The sequence below is a fragment of the Pedobacter sp. SYSU D00535 genome (genome assembly GCF_017355855.1).
Classification (GTDB): Bacteria; Bacteroidota; Bacteroidia; order Sphingobacteriales; family Sphingobacteriaceae; genus Desertivirga.
Genome location: NZ_JAFEWD010000003.1, coordinates 554,413 through 570,054, shown reverse-complemented (window position 1 = coordinate 570,054; position 15,642 = coordinate 554,413). Strand labels below are relative to the sequence as shown.

The 15,642-nt window shown below is 48.8% G+C and carries 12 protein-coding genes; 3 read left to right on the top strand and 9 right to left on the bottom strand.

Annotated features, from left to right (window positions below):
* Positions 1–5 precede the first annotated feature (5 nt).
* Both rsmA and J4N23_RS10430 read left to right on the top strand, forming a co-directional pair.
* Positions 6–788, top strand: a complete 783-nt coding sequence (gene rsmA / locus J4N23_RS10435; RefSeq protein WP_207427074.1) for a 16S rRNA (adenine(1518)-N(6)/adenine(1519)-N(6))-dimethyltransferase RsmA — start codon at positions 6–8, stop codon at positions 786–788.
* A complete protein-coding gene (locus J4N23_RS10430; RefSeq protein WP_207427072.1) occupies positions 785–1,711 on the top strand; it encodes a 2-hydroxyacid dehydrogenase in 927 nt (308 codons plus the stop codon). The genes rsmA and J4N23_RS10430 overlap by 4 nt, the downstream gene beginning before the upstream one ends.
* Positions 1,712–1,758: 47 nt before the next feature.
* Here J4N23_RS10430 and J4N23_RS10425 read toward each other — a convergent pair whose 3' ends face one another.
* Positions 1,759–2,046, bottom strand: a complete 288-nt coding sequence (locus J4N23_RS10425; RefSeq protein ID WP_207427070.1) for a hypothetical protein — start codon at positions 2,044–2,046, stop codon at positions 1,759–1,761.
* A gap of 342 nt (positions 2,047–2,388) precedes the next feature.
* Here J4N23_RS10425 and J4N23_RS10420 point away from each other — a divergent pair, with 342 nt between their 5' ends.
* On the top strand, positions 2,389–4,584 hold the full coding sequence (locus tag J4N23_RS10420) for a bifunctional alpha,alpha-trehalose-phosphate synthase (UDP-forming)/trehalose-phosphatase (RefSeq protein WP_207427069.1): 2,196 nt from the start codon (positions 2,389–2,391) through the stop codon (positions 4,582–4,584).
* Here J4N23_RS10420 and J4N23_RS10415 read toward each other — a convergent pair whose 3' ends face one another.
* The 8 genes from J4N23_RS10415 to J4N23_RS10380 form a co-directional block, all read right to left on the bottom strand.
* A complete protein-coding gene (locus J4N23_RS10415) occupies positions 4,585–6,366 on the bottom strand; it encodes a glycoside hydrolase family 15 protein (protein ID WP_207427067.1) in 1,782 nt (593 codons plus the stop codon).
* A 40-nt stretch (positions 6,367–6,406) separates the two neighbouring features.
* Positions 6,407–7,438 (bottom strand): substrate-binding domain-containing protein, encoded by a 1,032-nt coding sequence (locus J4N23_RS10410; protein WP_207427065.1) that lies wholly within the window; start codon positions 7,436–7,438, stop codon positions 6,407–6,409.
* A gap of 72 nt (positions 7,439–7,510) precedes the next feature.
* Positions 7,511–9,244 (bottom strand): hypothetical protein, encoded by a 1,734-nt coding sequence (locus tag J4N23_RS10405; protein WP_207427063.1) that lies wholly within the window; start codon positions 9,242–9,244, stop codon positions 7,511–7,513.
* Position 9,245: 1 nt separating this feature from the next.
* Entirely contained in the window at positions 9,246–12,026 is a 2,781-nt protein-coding gene (locus tag J4N23_RS10400) for a glycosyl hydrolase (protein WP_207427060.1), read from the bottom strand.
* Positions 12,027–12,105: 79 nt separating this feature from the next.
* Positions 12,106–12,417, bottom strand: coding sequence for an L-rhamnose mutarotase (gene rhaM, locus J4N23_RS10395; RefSeq protein WP_207427058.1), 312 nt, complete (start codon positions 12,415–12,417; stop codon positions 12,106–12,108).
* 196 nt (positions 12,418–12,613) lie between these two features.
* Entirely contained in the window at positions 12,614–13,768 is a 1,155-nt protein-coding gene (locus tag J4N23_RS10390; RefSeq protein WP_207427050.1) for a glycoside hydrolase family 88 protein, read from the bottom strand.
* A gap of 19 nt (positions 13,769–13,787) precedes the next feature.
* Positions 13,788–14,600, bottom strand: coding sequence for a rhamnogalacturonan acetylesterase (locus J4N23_RS10385; protein WP_207427048.1), 813 nt, complete (start codon positions 14,598–14,600; stop codon positions 13,788–13,790).
* 30 nt (positions 14,601–14,630) lie between these two features.
* The gene (locus J4N23_RS10380; protein WP_207427046.1) at positions 14,631–15,416 is read right to left on the bottom strand and encodes a rhamnogalacturonan acetylesterase; all 786 of its coding nucleotides are present in this window, start codon (positions 15,414–15,416) and stop codon (positions 14,631–14,633) included.
* Positions 15,417–15,642 lie beyond the last annotated feature (226 nt).

Here is a 15,642-nt window from a genome sequence, read left to right as displayed (position 1 = left end):
TGCTGATGAGTTCTGTACGTGCCAAAAAACATCTGGGGCAACACTTTCTTACCGATAAGAATATCGCATCCAGGATTGTCAACAGTTTACAACCCGAGGGGAAGTATAAGCAGGTGCTGGAGGTTGGACCCGGCATGGGCATCTTGTCGGACTTTCTACTGCAGCAACCCGGATACGAAACCTTCCTCATCGACCTGGATACCGAGTCGGTGGCCTATCTGGATAAAAAATACCCGCAGCTGGGATCAAAGCTGATCAGTGGCGATTTCCTGGAGCTGGATTTCAGGCAGATCTTTCAGGATCAGTTTGGGGTGATCGGTAACTTCCCTTACAATATTTCCTCTCAGATCCTTTTCAAGATTGTAGATAACCGGGAGCTGATCCCGGAAATGGTCGGCATGTTTCAGAAGGAAGTAGCCGAGCGCTGTGCTTCTGCTCCCGGCTCGAAAGAGTACGGCATTCTGAGCGTGCTGGTACAAGCGTATTACGAGGTGGAATACCTGTTCACGGTGAAGGCAGGCGTATTCAATCCTCCGCCGAAGGTATTGTCGGCCGTCATCCGGCTGAAAAGAAGAAGCGAGAACCTGATCCACTGCGATGAAGAGTTGTTCCGGAAAGTGGTGAAGGCCGGCTTCAATCAGCGGCGGAAGACTTTGCGTAACGCCATCTCTTCGTTGATATCCAAAGATAAGATGACGGAAGAGCCGATGCTCGACCTGCGTGCCGAGCGACTGAGCGTAAGCGATTTTGTTTACCTGACTAATTACGTAGCTGAAAGACAAAAATGAAGAACATCCTGATCGCAGATAAACTCCATCCCTTTTTTAAGCAGGAAGCGGAAAAACTGGGCTACGTGGTCGATGACCGACCCGATATCAGCAGGGAAGAAACGCTGGCTGTCGTTGGCAACTACTTGGGCATCGCCATCAGAACGAAGTTTAAGATTGACCGCGAGCTGATGGACGCCGGTACGCGCTTACAATTTATTGCCCGGGCTGGAGCTGGGCTGGACAATATCGACGAGGCCTATGCCAATACCAGGGGAATACGTTTGCTGAACGCACCCGAAGGAAACCGCGATGCAGTAGGTGAACATGCGGTGGGCATGCTCCTCTCCCTGATGAACAACCTGCGTAAAGCAGATATCGAGGTGCGAAACGGCATCTGGGACCGTGAAGGGAACCGTGGTCTGGAACTGAAAGGGCGCACCGTTGCTATTATTGGCTACGGCCATATGGGGCGCTCGTTCGCCAGGAAGCTGAAGGGCTTTGAGGTGAATGTAATAGCGTACGACAAGTACAAAACCGGATTCTCTGACGAGTATGCCAGCGAAGTGAGTATGGAACAGGTCGTAAAACAAGCCGATATACTCAGCCTGCATATCCCCCTCACACGCGAAACGCGGCAGATGGTAGACGACGAATACTTCTTTCACTTCCGGAAACCCATTTTCTTCCTGAATACGGCCCGGGGAGAAGTTGTCAATACGGTAGCCGTGTTGAATGCCATCCGGGAAGGTAAAATTTTAGGTGCGGGGCTGGATGTGCTGGAAGTAGAGAAGTTCCCGCAGTTAGGCGAGCAAACCTGGTTCCAGGATTTAGTATCTAACGGACGTGTGCTCTTAAGTCCGCATGTAGGAGGATGGACGGTCGAGTCGTATCGTAAAATCTCGGAAGTATTAGCGGGAAAGCTGGTGAATTTGGGGCTATAGGCTGTTTCAGTAGCTGCCTTTGCAACTACTGAAACTAGGTGAGCGGGCTAATTAAGCACCACGTTAGGATTATAGTCTCTGAATTCTTCGTAGGCCCTCATCAAATCTTTCACCGAGGTAACCTCGAAACAATCCCCCCAGGGCGTCCAGGAGAGAAACTTCTGCTTTTTCTCACTTGCACTTTTTGCAGGGGTGATTTCTTCATACACGCCAAAATTCTCAAGCGTATAGTACTTGATTTTCTTCCTCCGGTGATCCAATAGATGAGATTTCGTTAGCTGAAAACCCATATTCTTGATCCAGTTCTTGATAGATGAAGCCCTGTTTCGTGTCATGACCGTTGTTTTTAAAGTTTCTCATTTGATTGATTAACAACCTATTAACAGGACCTTTAACATTGGGTTCTCATTAATTTCATTTTTTATACCCCTCTTGTGGAAAACTGCTGTGGATAGCAGATCTCTTCGCTGCTCGCTAGGAGATCTCAACCCGTGTGCGTATGATTTGGTCGACTTAATACTTAAATGGCTGAATTAATACCTGAATTGGAACGGTGCTCCTGTTTTGGTATACTTGTTGGCTACCCTTACCTGTGTCCCAATCAAGTCCTTGTAATTTTTATTTTGCTGAAAACAGGAATGTTTTTTAGCTCTTATATCTAAATACTGAGAAAATCTATGAGCAGAACGATCATTATTTCAAACCGACTACCTGTAAAAATCTCTGAAGTAAATGGAGTCTTTGAGTTAAAGCAAAGTGAAGGTGGACTAGCTACAGGATTAGGCTCAATTTACCGTCAGGGAGATAACATGTGGATCGGATGGCCGGGATTGGAGGTGCTTTCGGAGGAAAAGCAAGCAGAGGTAAGCGAGAAGTTATCCGAAATCAACTTAAACCCTGTTTTTCTTAGCCAGGATGAAATCAACCTCTACTACGAAGGGTTTTCTAACGAGGTGCTATGGCCCGTGTTCCATTACCATCCCACCTATGCCAAATATGAACAGTCGTATTGGGAGAGCTATGTTTCCGTAAATCATAAGTTCAAAGAAGCGGTGTTAAAGATTGCTGAGCCGGGAGATGTGATCTGGGTGCATGATTACCAATTGCTGCTGCTTCCGGGGCTGATCCGGGCGGAGCAGCCCGACATCACCATCGGCTTCTTCCAACATATCCCCTTCCCTTCTTATGAGCTCTTCCGGCTGATCCCCTGGCGTGCAGAGATCCTGGAAAATATGCTTGGAGCCGACCTGCTTGGCTTCCATACCTTCGATGATGCCCGGCATTTTCTGAGTGCAGCCACCCGTATCCTGCCTGTTCATTCTTCGGCCAACGTGGTCAACCATAACGACCGGCAGATCGTTATCGAGTCTTTCCCGATGGGAATTGATAACAAACGGTTTGAAGAGCTGACGCAGCGGGAAGAAGTGAAGGAAACCGCAACGATGCTGCGCACTACCTTCAAAGGCTGCCGCCTGGTACTTACCATCGACCGGCTCGACTACAGCAAAGGCGTGCTGCAACGGCTTCATGCGTTTGAGATGCTGTTGCAGAAAAACCCCGAATATATCGAACAGGTGGTGCTGTACATGATCATTGTTCCTTCGCGGGATACGGTACCGCAGTACAAGGAGCTGAGAGACGAGATCGACAAGATTGTAGGAAACATTAACTCCTGCTACCGTACGCTAAAATGGCTGCCTGTGCATTACTACTACCGGTCGTTCCCCGAAGACATGCTTTCTGCCCTTTATTATACGGCCGACGTTTGTCTGGTATCTCCTATGCGGGATGGGATGAACCTGGTGAGCAAGGAATACGTAGCCAGTCGCACCAATGAAAACGGGGTACTGATCTTAAGCGAGATGGCCGGTGCAGCCAAAGAACTGGTAGACGCGATTATCGTCAACCCTAATAATATCATAGAGGTTTACAAGGCCATCATTCAGGCCCTCAACATGCCCGCCGAGGAACAGCGCTGCCGGATGAAAGCGATGCGTGAGGTAGTTTCGAAATTTAATATTCGTCACTGGGTGAAGATCTATATGGACCGTTTGAACGAGGTAAAGCAGATGCAGCAGTCGATGCAAGCGAAGCGAATTGGTCCGCAGAGCCTAACCAACCTGGAACAGCAGTACACTGCTGCGTCTAAAAGGATGATTTTCCTTGACTACGACGGAACCCTGGTTGGATTCCAGATCAATCCCGAACAGGCCAGTCCTGATGAAGAGCTGTACAGCATCCTGGAGCAGCTGACCTCCGATCCCGCCAATGCGGTGGTGCTAATCAGCGGCCGCAAACATGACACACTTGAGAACTGGTTTGGGCATCTGCCTCTCGATATTATTGCAGAGCATGGGGTTTGGCAGAAAAGGCGAGAGCAGGAATGGCTGCAGATCCCGGGCCTGTCCAATTACTGGAAAAACGACGTACAGCCGGTACTGGAAACCTACGTCGACCGTACTCCAGGCTCATTCATCGAGGAAAAAACGTATTCGCTCGCCTGGCACTACCGTAAAGTTGGAGAAGGACTGGGAGAACTTCGTGCCAACGAACTGATGAGCGACCTGCGGTTCATCACTGCCGACCAGGGCCTACAGATCCTGCCCGGAAATAAGGTGATCGAGATCAAAAACGTGGAGGTAAACAAAGGGAAGGCTGCCCTGACGCTGCTGGATCAATGCGACTACGATTATATTCTCGCGTTGGGCGACGATCATACCGATGAGGATATGTTTAAAGCTTTTCCTTCAGATGCCGTCACCATCAAAATTGGCAGCCATATTTCCGCCGCCAGGTATTACCTGCGGGATCATAGGGAAGCAAGGCATTTTCTCAAAAACCTTGCTCTTAAAAAATCTTACGTTTCGGAGTAATCACAGGAAAACGGGAAGGTCCAGCTTCTTAGCAATACGACTTGCCGCATTCATTAAGCCTACGTGACTATAAGCCTGGGGGAAATTCCCCCACTGGCTTCCTGTAGATGCATCCACATCTTCGCTGAAAAGCAGTAGATGATTGCTGTACTTGATCAAACTGCCGAACTCCTCTATTGCCTCGTCTACCCTTCCCACGCAAGCCAGCGCTTCGACGTACCAAAATGCGCAAATTAAAAAAGTGGTGTGAGGCTTCCCAAAATCGTCCGGATGCAGGTAGCGATAGAACAGCCCGCCGGATGTTTTCAGCTCTGCCTCCAGCGCTTTCAAATGGTCTTTCGCCCTGTCGGAGGCAGGATCCAGGTAGTTCATCATAATCAACTGCAGCGTACTGGCATCGAGGTGCGAGCTTCCCCTGGCATTGGTATACACCTTACGCCCCGGATCGTAACAACTTTCTATATGCGCTGCTGCCTTTTTCTGCAAGTAGAGCGCCTTCCGCTCCAGGGCCTTGTGCTCCAGCGTGCGGGCCATCTTTGCTGCCGCCGCGCAGCCCGCCCATTGGAAGAGGTTGGTGTAGCAATGAATATTGGCGAAATTCCTGAACTCCCAAATCCCTGCATCCTTCTCATCGATAGTAGCACTGATCTTGTCGAGTACAAAATTGATCCATTTGGCTGAGTCTTTCCGTTCCTGGTCAATAAAGCGGTGATCGATATACAGAGGCAGGATAGAGATCATGACCTGCCCATAGATGTCGTTTTGAATGTGCTCGTAAGCCTGATTTCCGACCCGGACGGGCTGGTTACCCTTATATCCGCTAAGATGCGAGAGAATACGCTCCGGCAAAGCCTTACGCCCGTCGATCCCGTAAAGGGGTTGATAACGATCTGCTTCAGCGACGGAAATATCTGCCACGTAGTGAAAATACCGCTCCATCTCCTCAAAGTGCCCGATGTGGTTTAAGGCCGATATGACGTAATAGGTATCTCTCAGCCAGCAGTACCGGTAATCCCAGTTCCTCCCCGAACCATCCGCTTCGGGAAGACTGGTGGTGCTGGCGGCAATAATCGCACCGGTGTCCTCAAACTGATGGATCTTCAAGGCCAGGGCCGAGCGGATGACGTACTCCTGATAAAACCCGGCGATGGTGCTATGTTTGATCCAGGTGCGCCAATAGTTAATCGTTTCCCTCAGGAAATTTTCGCAAGTGCTCACGAGCGGTGCTTCCAGCGGATGGCCGCAGGTCATCACCAGGTACTTCGTGTCGTTAAGGACGAAAGTGGTTTCCTCAAAGAGATAGGTAATCGGAATATTGGTCGTTAGCCGGATAGTATCTTCACAGCCCGTGTACTCGATATGGTTACTTCCGCGGTGGGGCTGCAAACGACTACGACCATAATCGCACACCGGCTCACACTTCACCTTGATGCGGGGGCTCCCTTGAATCACCTCTATCTTCCTGACTAGCATGAGGGGCTTGAAGAAGCGTTCGTACTGATGAAATCGCGGAGCAAAATCGGTGATCCTGTAGCTACCGCCACTGCAGGTAATCTCGGTACAAATTACATTGGTATTCTGCAGGTAATACTGGTGGGAGCTATATTCGCCGTCAGGCAGAACAGAGAACTCTCCACCTTTGTCCTCGTCCAACAAGCCGCCGAATAAAAAAGCGCTGTCAAAGCGGGGCCAGCAAAGCCAGGCAATATTGGTGTTTTTGTGTACATGAGCAATATAGGCACAGTTCCCAATGATGCCCGTTTCGTATAAGTGTGTATTCATTGTTATAACTACAATAAATACGCAAACTTAGTTTGACTTGCTAAAGAGAGGCCCGCAGCGTGAGGTGAAAGGGCACTTCAACATGCATCCGGGAATTCTCCAGGATCATCTTTGCCGCTGTGGTCCCCATTTCCCGGAAATCAGTAGAAATAGTGGTGATCCCGTTGAGGATGATTTTCTTTAACGGCGTTTCATTGTAGGAGATCACGCCCACCTGTTTTCCCACTGCCAGCTTCTTGCTGATCAGTCGTTCAATTAAAGTGACCAGGTCGTCTTCCATCAGGTTGATATACACCTCCCCCGCTTCCAGCGACTCGGCAGCAATGTCGGCCACTACTTTGTGATTGAAAGCATACTGCTGGCAGAAGCGCAGGAAGCCTTTTTTAATCTCTTTCGGATAGTAGCTCTTATCGGGAAAAATCAGCTTGATCGTATGGTACTTACTCAGGTGCTCGCGGGCTTGGTCCAGTGCATCATAAATATCCTTTTCAAAGTTCTCGTATACGGCAGCATACTCGCCATCTACGCCCGGCACCTTTTTATCCAGCAATACCAGTTTTTCCTTCGGGATGGTGTTGATAATTTCGTAGGCATCATCCCCGCCTTCGATAAAATGCGGTACAACCACGTAATGCGAGTAACCCTCCATCTTATTGCTGAGAATTTTGCGGAATAGCTTGCAGTCGTTATTGTAGATGTAAAAGTCGACAGCTACATGGTCGCCCAGCGCGGCAACGAAGGCATCGTAAACCAGCTTTTTATGAGAGCTCAGCTTATTGAAGAACAGGCAGATGCGGAGGGTTTGCCGAAAGTCGGTCGCGGTTATGTAATACCCCTTGCCGGGGATAGAGCCGAGCACTCCGATCTTTTTAAGGTACTTGTATCCTTTCTCGGCCGTATCCCTGGAAATTTCCAACTCATAGCTCAGCTCATTGATCGAGGGCAGCATATCGTTCTTCTTGATCTTACCAGCCTCAATAGCCGTTAAAATAGAATTGGTAAGCTGAAGATATTTGGGTGTTGCTGAGAACTCGTCAATGTGAATGTGATCAAAAATTTTAGCTGGCTTCATTGGCTCAAAAGGAATTTCCTAATATAAAAAGTTTTTGCGGTTTCTTGCAACAGGACAACGCTGGGGCCTTTTTTAGTAATGGGTATGATTTACCACCTTCGATCTCAGGTAATTCAAATCAGCCTTCAGATCCTTGCCGGGATAAGACGCCGATCTTGATCCGAATACCTTCAGACTTCCTCTTGAAAGGGTGATGACCTCTTCTGCTCCCCGTCCGGTAAAATCGAACATGTGAAAGACCCCGTCGGGGAAATACAATTCACCTTCGCCCTTGTCGTTCAGCAGGAACTTATACCAGAACAGCGAGGGTTTTCCTTTGCCTCTCCAGTTGCCGGTGACGAAGTCGGGGTTACCATTTAAAGGGAAGCCTTTCGGCCACATCGAAATCAGGTTACCCTGGCGATCGAACCAGTACAACTGACTGGACAAATAGGGCTCATTGATCTGCCGGTTGCCGTACGTTCTTCCTCCGACCACTACATGCGGGCCGGGCACATCTTTCAGAAAGTCGCCCACCTGGATCTGCTGGCTATGTTCAGCTACATTTTGCCAGATAATCTCCTTCGTCATCCCTTTGATTGCGTATACACCCGTCTCACTATTGGCGATCACAATGTCCAGGTTTCCATCCCTGTCCACATCTCCAAACTTGTAGCTATCGGCGTGATCGTGATTATCGTTCAGGAGATCAAAGCGATTCCATATCTCCTTGCCCTTTGCGTCAAGCAACAGCGATCCCACCAGCACTTCATCGATCCCATCCTTATTCAGATCTACAGGGTAAATGTAGTGGCCCAGGTTATCCTTCTTGCGTTGCTCGGTATGCTGCCATAAAGGTTTCAGGGCTGCATCAAAGGCGTTGATGTTCATGGCTCCCCCAAAATCGGTAAAGACTACCAGTTCATTCGGTACTCCCTTGGTCAGCTTCGCTATCGCGAGGCGGAAATTATTATACACGTGCGGCAGTGCCTTCGTGGGCCACTCCGTTTTCCGCAGCACCTCTCCCGTTCTTCCGTCTGCCACTACCAGCCATTCCTTGTCGTCCAGAAAGCGCCAGTGCACCACCTCGGCATTGCCGTCGCGGTCGAAATCCCAAAGCACTCCCGGAGCTTCAAACTCAGAACGCTCCCTGGTATAAGCTGCAGGTGCTTTCCATGACCATAAGTCTTTGCCCGAATGGTCGAACATGGTAACCGTCCAATCCGGACTGATCACCAGGAAATCGGTTTTCTTATCATTATTGACATCGCCGAACTTTACTGCATTAGATACCGGGATGCTGTATTCCCTGAGCAGCACCACGTCCGAATTCAGCTGAAGCGGTTTAATGTCCTCCTCCTTCAGTTCGGCGTTTTTACTTAGCACGAGCACGTCAACAACAGGGGAAGGGTCGATACGGGTGATCTTCACATCCTGCAGTCCGGCCTTCAAATTAAAAACACCTGCCCGCTGCCAGCTGAGGCTATCGCGACCGAAAGTCTCCGCACTCACTTTATCTCCCACAGAGACCTTAAAGCCGGCTCCTTTCTTACCCAAGCTGCGCACGTACAGGTAGTAGCTGCCAGATTGGGGCACATTGACCTTCGTGATGAGGTTGGTTTCAGAGTTCAGGACAATAGCGGTATTGTTAAAAATCCAGGGAGCCCTTAGCTGGCCTGCTTCTGCGATGACGTTACCCTTAGGCATACGGTCTAAAAAAACAGAAGCCGGGACAATGATTGTACCCGGCAGCGTCGTTTCAAAAGTTTTTTGAGCGTAGCTGGCTACACTCAAAAAACTAATCAATGCGATAAAAAAGATCCTCATGTTACTTTTTGTATGGCGTAATGGTTACCGGACCAATCAAGCCCGAAGGCTGTGGCTTCCAGTTAGAAGCGTCAAAGTTTTTATAGTTGATGTTGACGAAGTTGATTTCGTGGTAGTTTCGCCACTGAATTCCCTTCCTGTCCATATCCCTGATCCGGTTAGCCATCAGGTTAGCCACCTCAATCCGGATGGTATTTTTCTTACCCGGCTTCAGATACTTACCAATACGTGTTTGGTACGGAATGCTCCATAAAATGCCTGCATCCTGTCCGTTTACCCACACGCGCGCACTTTCATGCACCTTCCCTAAGTCCAGCACAAATTCATCGGCCTGCACTTTAGGCATTTTGAAGGTGATGGTATAGTCGGCTTTGCCCGAATAGGCAATAGCGGCACTATCCTGCAAGTCGGTCCAGGATACCAGTTGTTTTAGTTTGCGGTCTTGAGGACTTGTCGGACCACCCTCAGTGAAGTCGAGGTTCCAGGTACCATTAACGGTAACAGGGGCCAGGGCTTCGTTCAGATAGGTCCATGCAGGAGTCGCAGTTCCCATATCCGCGGTAGCTTTCAAAATCAGCGCTTCACCTGGCTGGATCTGTACTTTTACATTGGTTTGAGATCCTGACACTGATGAAACCGCATTTCCACCATTCCCTGTTTGCGGATCGAGCATCAGCACCGAGGAGGCGGCCACGTTTAACGGCAGATCCGTGTTAATGGCTTTTGGCGTGTGGTTAACGAGGTAATAGAATTTATCATTTCCCGCCTGACGGCGCACAAACTTCAATCCCGTTTGCACAAGTTTCTCTCCCTGCAGCCCTTTGAAGGCGAGCGCTTTCTGAACATCCTCCGAGAGGATGATACTTCCGTTACCTGTTTTCAGCTGCTTCATACCGTTTCCAGCATCCACGAAAGCGAGCGAAGCAATCAGGGATTTCAAATCTTTACGGCGCTGTTCCAGGTTCTGCAAGCCCGGCACGTCGTTGGGTAGCTGCTGAATAATCACAGTAGCACCATTCCTGGCCAGCTCGATCATCTTCTGCAAGGTCTCCACCGGCATAATCTCTGCCTTCGGCACCACTAAGACCTTGTAAGGAGAGGCATTGGGAGCTGTGCTGATTGAACCGTTAGAAACAGAAGAATTTTTAAGGAGGTTATCAGAAATAAAGTCAAGCGAATAGCCTGCGCTTTGCAGAGAAGTTACATTTTTATAGAAAGGCGTAGGGTGCAGCCAGACGTCGACGTCGTGTACCTTCAATGGCATATCCATTCCCTTCGGATCGTTCCAGGCATCGTATACCGGCCAGTAGACCAGCACTTCATTATCCGGTTTACCTGCCTGCAATACAGATTGCACACGGGTAATATAGCTATTCAGACCGGGTACATGCGACCAGAGGCTGTTCGCTGGCACCATATTTACCGAAGCGTAGAACAGCCATCCCGGCCATTTCACATCTTCCGGCGAATAGGTGGTACCGTGATAGAATACGTGGTTCACTCCCGATAAAAAGACCTGCTCTACTTCTGGTTTCGCCTGCGAAAGGGAAGTTTTGAAGTGTTCGGTGAGCCAGGTAAAGGTTTCACAGGAAACCAGGTTATGGCCTACCACGTGCCCTCCGGAAGAAGCAAACTTCAACATTACCGGATCCGGGTCTACATTCCGGATATCGGCACTATCTCGGCGTAAGCCCGGGATAGGAAAATAGCTGGAGCCGAAGGTCTCGCACTCGGGGATATCTACTGCAGCGTACAAGTCGAGCAGGTTACCCGGCGAGCCGTGGGCCTGATTCTTGGTTTTTGCATTGTACTGATGGGCCCAGTTGGTCCAGGGGATAGTGAAGTTGTCCAGCAGCATTTCGGCCATGGTCTCCCGGTAATCCGACTTCAGACGGGCTACCTTCTCCGATTTTTCTTTGCTCATGAAGTCGCGCAGGTGCAGCCTTAAATCATAACCGCGGCGTTTTTGAAACTCCTCGAAGAACTGATCGGACCAGTCGGCATTGTACACCTCGTAACTATCGTTATAGAACGCCCTTACATTGGGTGGCGAAGCTTTGAACGCTTTGTCGAAGCGCGACAGGTATTCGTTCAGCGCAGGTCTGGAGAAGTGGTTAAGCGTAAACCCTTCGCCACCTGGTGCCGCCCGTTTTACCATTTGACGGGTACGAGCATTAAAAGCTGCATAGATCTCCCAGTTGCCGGCTTTTGGCGTCCATTTCAGATTGCCGTTCTGATCAACCTTGTCGAGCAACTGCAGCACCTCTCCCTTGTCGCTGTAGGCCGTTACTGCCTGCAACTTGGTAAGGCCCGCTTTGGGGTCGGTCACAACGAGGCGCTCTTTCAACGTTTCGCCTCCTCCAAGTTTGTAGGTATTGACGATAAGACGGGCAGCAGCATATTCCGCAGGAACCTGGGGACCGCCAAACGGCCAGCCCGTTCCATTAGTTAAATCGACGCCCATGTTAAGCATACCCGCTTTCTGGCTCGTGTAGTTCAGCAGTTGCATCCATTGTGGCGACAGGTATTGTACGTACCTGCTTTCATAGCCTTTTGCCCCATAAATCGGTGCTATTTCTACCCCTCCGATGCCTGCTTGGTTATAGGATTCAAGCAAGCTGCCGATGTTCTTTTCATCTACCGCATTCCCCATCCACCACCAGCGGGTCCAGGGTTTTGTTTCCTTTTTAACTTCCGGCCATAGTGCTGTTTGTGCGCGGGCTGTGATCTGAGCGGCAGCCAGTCCTGCCAGTAGTAGAATTGTTTGTTTAGTCAACCGCATAAAATCTCTTCTTTAGTCCCTAACTGCTGCAATGTCCAGTTGGTCCTTTTTTCTTAAATGTATATATGTCGTGCCTTGCTTAGTCCATATGAAATACCTCCACCAGGGAAGTGCTGACCGGAGAGTTATCCGGATTGGTCTCCATGATATCAGCCATGTAGGCCCACCATTTCTGCACAATCTCTGTGCTGCCAAGATCCTGAGAAGAGGCACCTGATTGCTGCTGAACAGCAAAAAGAATGTTCGTTTCTTCATCCAGAAAAATAGTGTAATCGCTAATGCCGTTCTGTTTTAACAGTTCCTTCAACTCGGGCCAGATTTCGTCGTGGCGTTTCTTGTACTCGTCTTTGAAGCCCGGTTTCAGCTTCATCTTAAAGGCTAGTTTCGACATATTAACTTCTGTAAAATTGGTTATTGATTAGTTCTGCTTAGCAGCGTTTCCCTGCTTGCTAACTGACTGCTACCAGCGCCTGTATCTACAAACGTTAGATCGGCTTATGATCAGCTTAGTTGATTGGAATGGAGGTATGGTGATAAGAAAACACGCTCCCTCCCGCCGAAGCCGAAGGAAGCGATTTCTAACGGATTTACTTTTTCATTTTGTATACTTCGCTGCCCGCAAGCAGGAAGCAGCCTAAGCCATAGTCTTCAAAATCAGGCATGCTGGTATAGCTAACCGGCTGGCCGTCTTTCGGCTCTTTTCCGGTACCCTGCACATAACCCAGGAAACCGTTTTTGTGCACCGCATCTTTCACCATTGCGTTCCAGGCACGGATCACCACCGGCTGATAGATCTCCTTGCTGATGAGGCCTTTGTTAATACCATAAGCCATTCCGTAAACAAACAGCGCAGTTCCGGTAGTTTCCTTTCCACCAAAATGGGTTGGATCGTGCAAGCTTACATTCCAGAAACCGTCTGAACGTTGGATAGGCAATAAAGCCTGCAGCATATCTTTGTAATCCTGCATGTATTCGTTATAATGAGGATCAGTTTTAGGCAGCATGTCTAGCGTTCTTACCAGTGCAGCAACTACCCAACCATTACCTCTTGACCAGTAGCAGTCTTCGCCATTCGGCTCTTTGTAAGGAGGTACGAAGTCTTTATCTCTCCACCACAGTTTGTCAGCAGGATTCCAGAGGCCGTTGCCGCCGTGCTTGTATTTCGAGAAGGCGTACAAGTCGTACATCTTGCGGAAGTACGAGGTGTCGTTATACACCACTCCCAGCCGCGTGTACACCGGCATTGCCATCTGCAGCGCATCGATCCAGTCCCAGTCGTCCGCTTTCGGACTGTTGACCATTAGGTCGATAGATGCCTTGATATCTTTGATTCTTTCTTCTTTCTTGTCGATCAGATAAAGATCGATGTAAGTTTGACCGCAAGCCTGGTCATCTGCATTGCGGGTTTTAATTCCGTTTCTCAGTCCCCAATTATGCTTATTTCCCCAATCAACTGCATAGTCGTAGTACACTTTCTTCTGTGACTCTTTGGGATCAATACGATAGAGTTCCATCAATCCCTCATAGTACACGCCCCTGGTCCAGATGTTACTCGGGCGCTCGCGGTTAGTAATGATTGACTTTCCCGGGTCAGGCCACTTGTTCATAAAATACTCGTTGGTTTGGCGCATCACCTTCAACACCTTTTTCTGCTTGGGTAGCTTTTGAGCGCTGATCTGCCCGGCAGATACTACAAAAATCAGTAAACACAGAGCGGCTTTAAGCCTGAAACTATTGTTCATTACGTATTAATTTAATCGATTAGTTAATTTCTTTCTTTGCCTGTTTGGTTAGATACTTCTTTAAAGGTAGTCCCTCAACTCTCTTAATTCCCCTAACTACCATTTTCGCATTTAAGCGCGATCCTGCCTCTATCGGGTGCGTCCGGTCTTTGGTATTGAAATAGGTGGCGCGCACTTTCGCTTCCCCCTGCTGATCGTACTCGTCGGCAATCAGCTGATTAAGGTCGATGAAAAAAGCGCCACTTTGCCTGGCAGCTTCCCTCGCCCATTCACCATAGTCGGCTGTATTTCTCACTACCTTTCCGTTCTCCCAGTCATTTCTCGGGATATGCGAACAAATGATGGGGATCGCTCCTTTCGCTTTAATGTCTGAAACAAATTTGCGCAAATACCAGCCATAGGAGTAAACTAGCTCCCGTTGTTTAGTAATCGGATTATAAATCTCCTGGCTTTCGTCCCCATTACTCTTTATGGTGCCGCGTGCTCTAGCTGAGTCGTCCAGCGGACTGCTATCGTTGTGTCCAAACTGCATGATGACATAGTCTCCCTTTTTAATCTGAGGAAGGACAGCCTGCCAACGTCCGCGATGCATAAAGGTACGGGTACTCGTCCCTCCTAACGCTTCATTTTTTACGGTAATTTTCTTTGCGTCGAAATATTCACCGATAAAACTTCCCCAACCCCACAAGCCACCAGCACCGTCGCCCTTGCCGTTCTTCACCGTCGAATCTCCGATTAGAAACAGCGTCGGCTTTTCCGCTGGCTTAAAAAGAACAAAGGATGAAAAAAGAATGATCGCTAGTAAAGAGCTTAATTTAAGAGAATTTGACATCTTGATGTGTGATGATGTTTTTGAGTATATCTATTTGATAAATTTATTAAGAGCTAATTGGGGATGCATTTTGATGCCGCTGATAACCGATGCTGCATTGATGCGGGCTCCAGCCTCGTTGGTATGCGTATGATCTCCCTGGAAAAGTGTTTTAACTTTCTCTGGTCCCATCTCATCGTATTTATCGGCAGTGATTTGATTCAGATCGATAAAAGCCACGTTCTCCTGTTCTGCCACTTCTTTTGCCCACTTGCCGAAATCATTCGTAGCGCGCTTCACCTTGTCGTTGTCCCACTGATTCCGTGGAATCATCGATAACACTACCGGAATGGCTCCTTTGGCTTTTGCTTCACGGATGAACTTGCGCAGGTAGTATCCGTAGGTGTGTACTACCTCCACCGTCCCGTCTTTCCAGGTCAGCTCTTTCACCTCTTCACCTGTCCCTCTCAATACCCCGCGATAGCCTGCCCTGCTGGTGTCGGGAACGCTTCCCTCGTTATGACCAAACTGCATAAAGACATAGTCGCCGGGTTTCAGCATAGAATCCACTTTTGTCCAGCGCTGCTCCTTAATAAAAGTGCGGGTGCTGCGACCTGCCATCGCCTGGTTATTAACGGCAATACGGTTGGTATCCAAAAAACTACCGAGGAAAGTTCCCCATCCGCGTTGTGAATTATTGAAGTTCCGAACCGTGGAATCACCAATAATATAAATCGTTGGTATTTTCTCTTCTTTAAATGCTTGCAGCACGATAACAAGAGCCAACAGGGTGACAAGAACTGCCTTCGTCTTAATTATAGATGTTATCCTTTTCATTTCTATCAGGTGGTGTTAGTTCCGGTAGCCTTTCAATACCGTGCAGGGAAAAGCCCGAAGGCAATCCATTTGCAATTTTAATCCTAATATCCATTTTTTCGTGTGTGCGAAAGCCGGGAACTTGCTTATGTAACAATTATAATATAGAGGATCTTCATCCTGCTTCCAAGCACACCTGCGTGTAAAACACTGCTCCTTACTCTTACAAACCCCTGCAGATGCCTCA

What these genes read in the sequence shown, in the direction of transcription:
- rsmA (WP_207427074.1), top strand. Translation starts at nt 6, where the DNA reads ATGAGTTCTGTACGTGCCAAAAAACATCTGGGGCAACACTTTCTTACC.
- J4N23_RS10430 (WP_207427072.1), top strand. Translation starts at nt 785, where the DNA reads ATGAAGAACATCCTGATCGCAGATAAACTCCATCCCTTTTTTAAGCAG.
- J4N23_RS10425 (WP_207427070.1), bottom strand. Translation starts at nt 2,046, where the DNA reads ATGACACGAAACAGGGCTTCATCTATCAAGAACTGGATCAAGAATATG.
- J4N23_RS10420 (WP_207427069.1), top strand. Translation starts at nt 2,389, where the DNA reads ATGAGCAGAACGATCATTATTTCAAACCGACTACCTGTAAAAATCTCT.
- J4N23_RS10415 (WP_207427067.1), bottom strand. Translation starts at nt 6,366, where the DNA reads ATGAATACACACTTATACGAAACGGGCATCATTGGGAACTGTGCCTAT.
- J4N23_RS10410 (WP_207427065.1), bottom strand. Translation starts at nt 7,438, where the DNA reads ATGAAGCCAGCTAAAATTTTTGATCACATTCACATTGACGAGTTCTCA.
- J4N23_RS10405 (WP_207427063.1), bottom strand. Translation starts at nt 9,244, where the DNA reads ATGAGGATCTTTTTTATCGCATTGATTAGTTTTTTGAGTGTAGCCAGC.
- J4N23_RS10400 (WP_207427060.1), bottom strand. Translation starts at nt 12,026, where the DNA reads ATGCGGTTGACTAAACAAACAATTCTACTACTGGCAGGACTGGCTGCC.
- rhaM (WP_207427058.1), bottom strand. Translation starts at nt 12,417, where the DNA reads ATGTCGAAACTAGCCTTTAAGATGAAGCTGAAACCGGGCTTCAAAGAC.
- J4N23_RS10390 (WP_207427050.1), bottom strand. Translation starts at nt 13,768, where the DNA reads ATGAACAATAGTTTCAGGCTTAAAGCCGCTCTGTGTTTACTGATTTTT.
- J4N23_RS10385 (WP_207427048.1), bottom strand. Translation starts at nt 14,600, where the DNA reads ATGTCAAATTCTCTTAAATTAAGCTCTTTACTAGCGATCATTCTTTTT.
- J4N23_RS10380 (WP_207427046.1), bottom strand. Translation starts at nt 15,416, where the DNA reads ATGAAAAGGATAACATCTATAATTAAGACGAAGGCAGTTCTTGTCACC.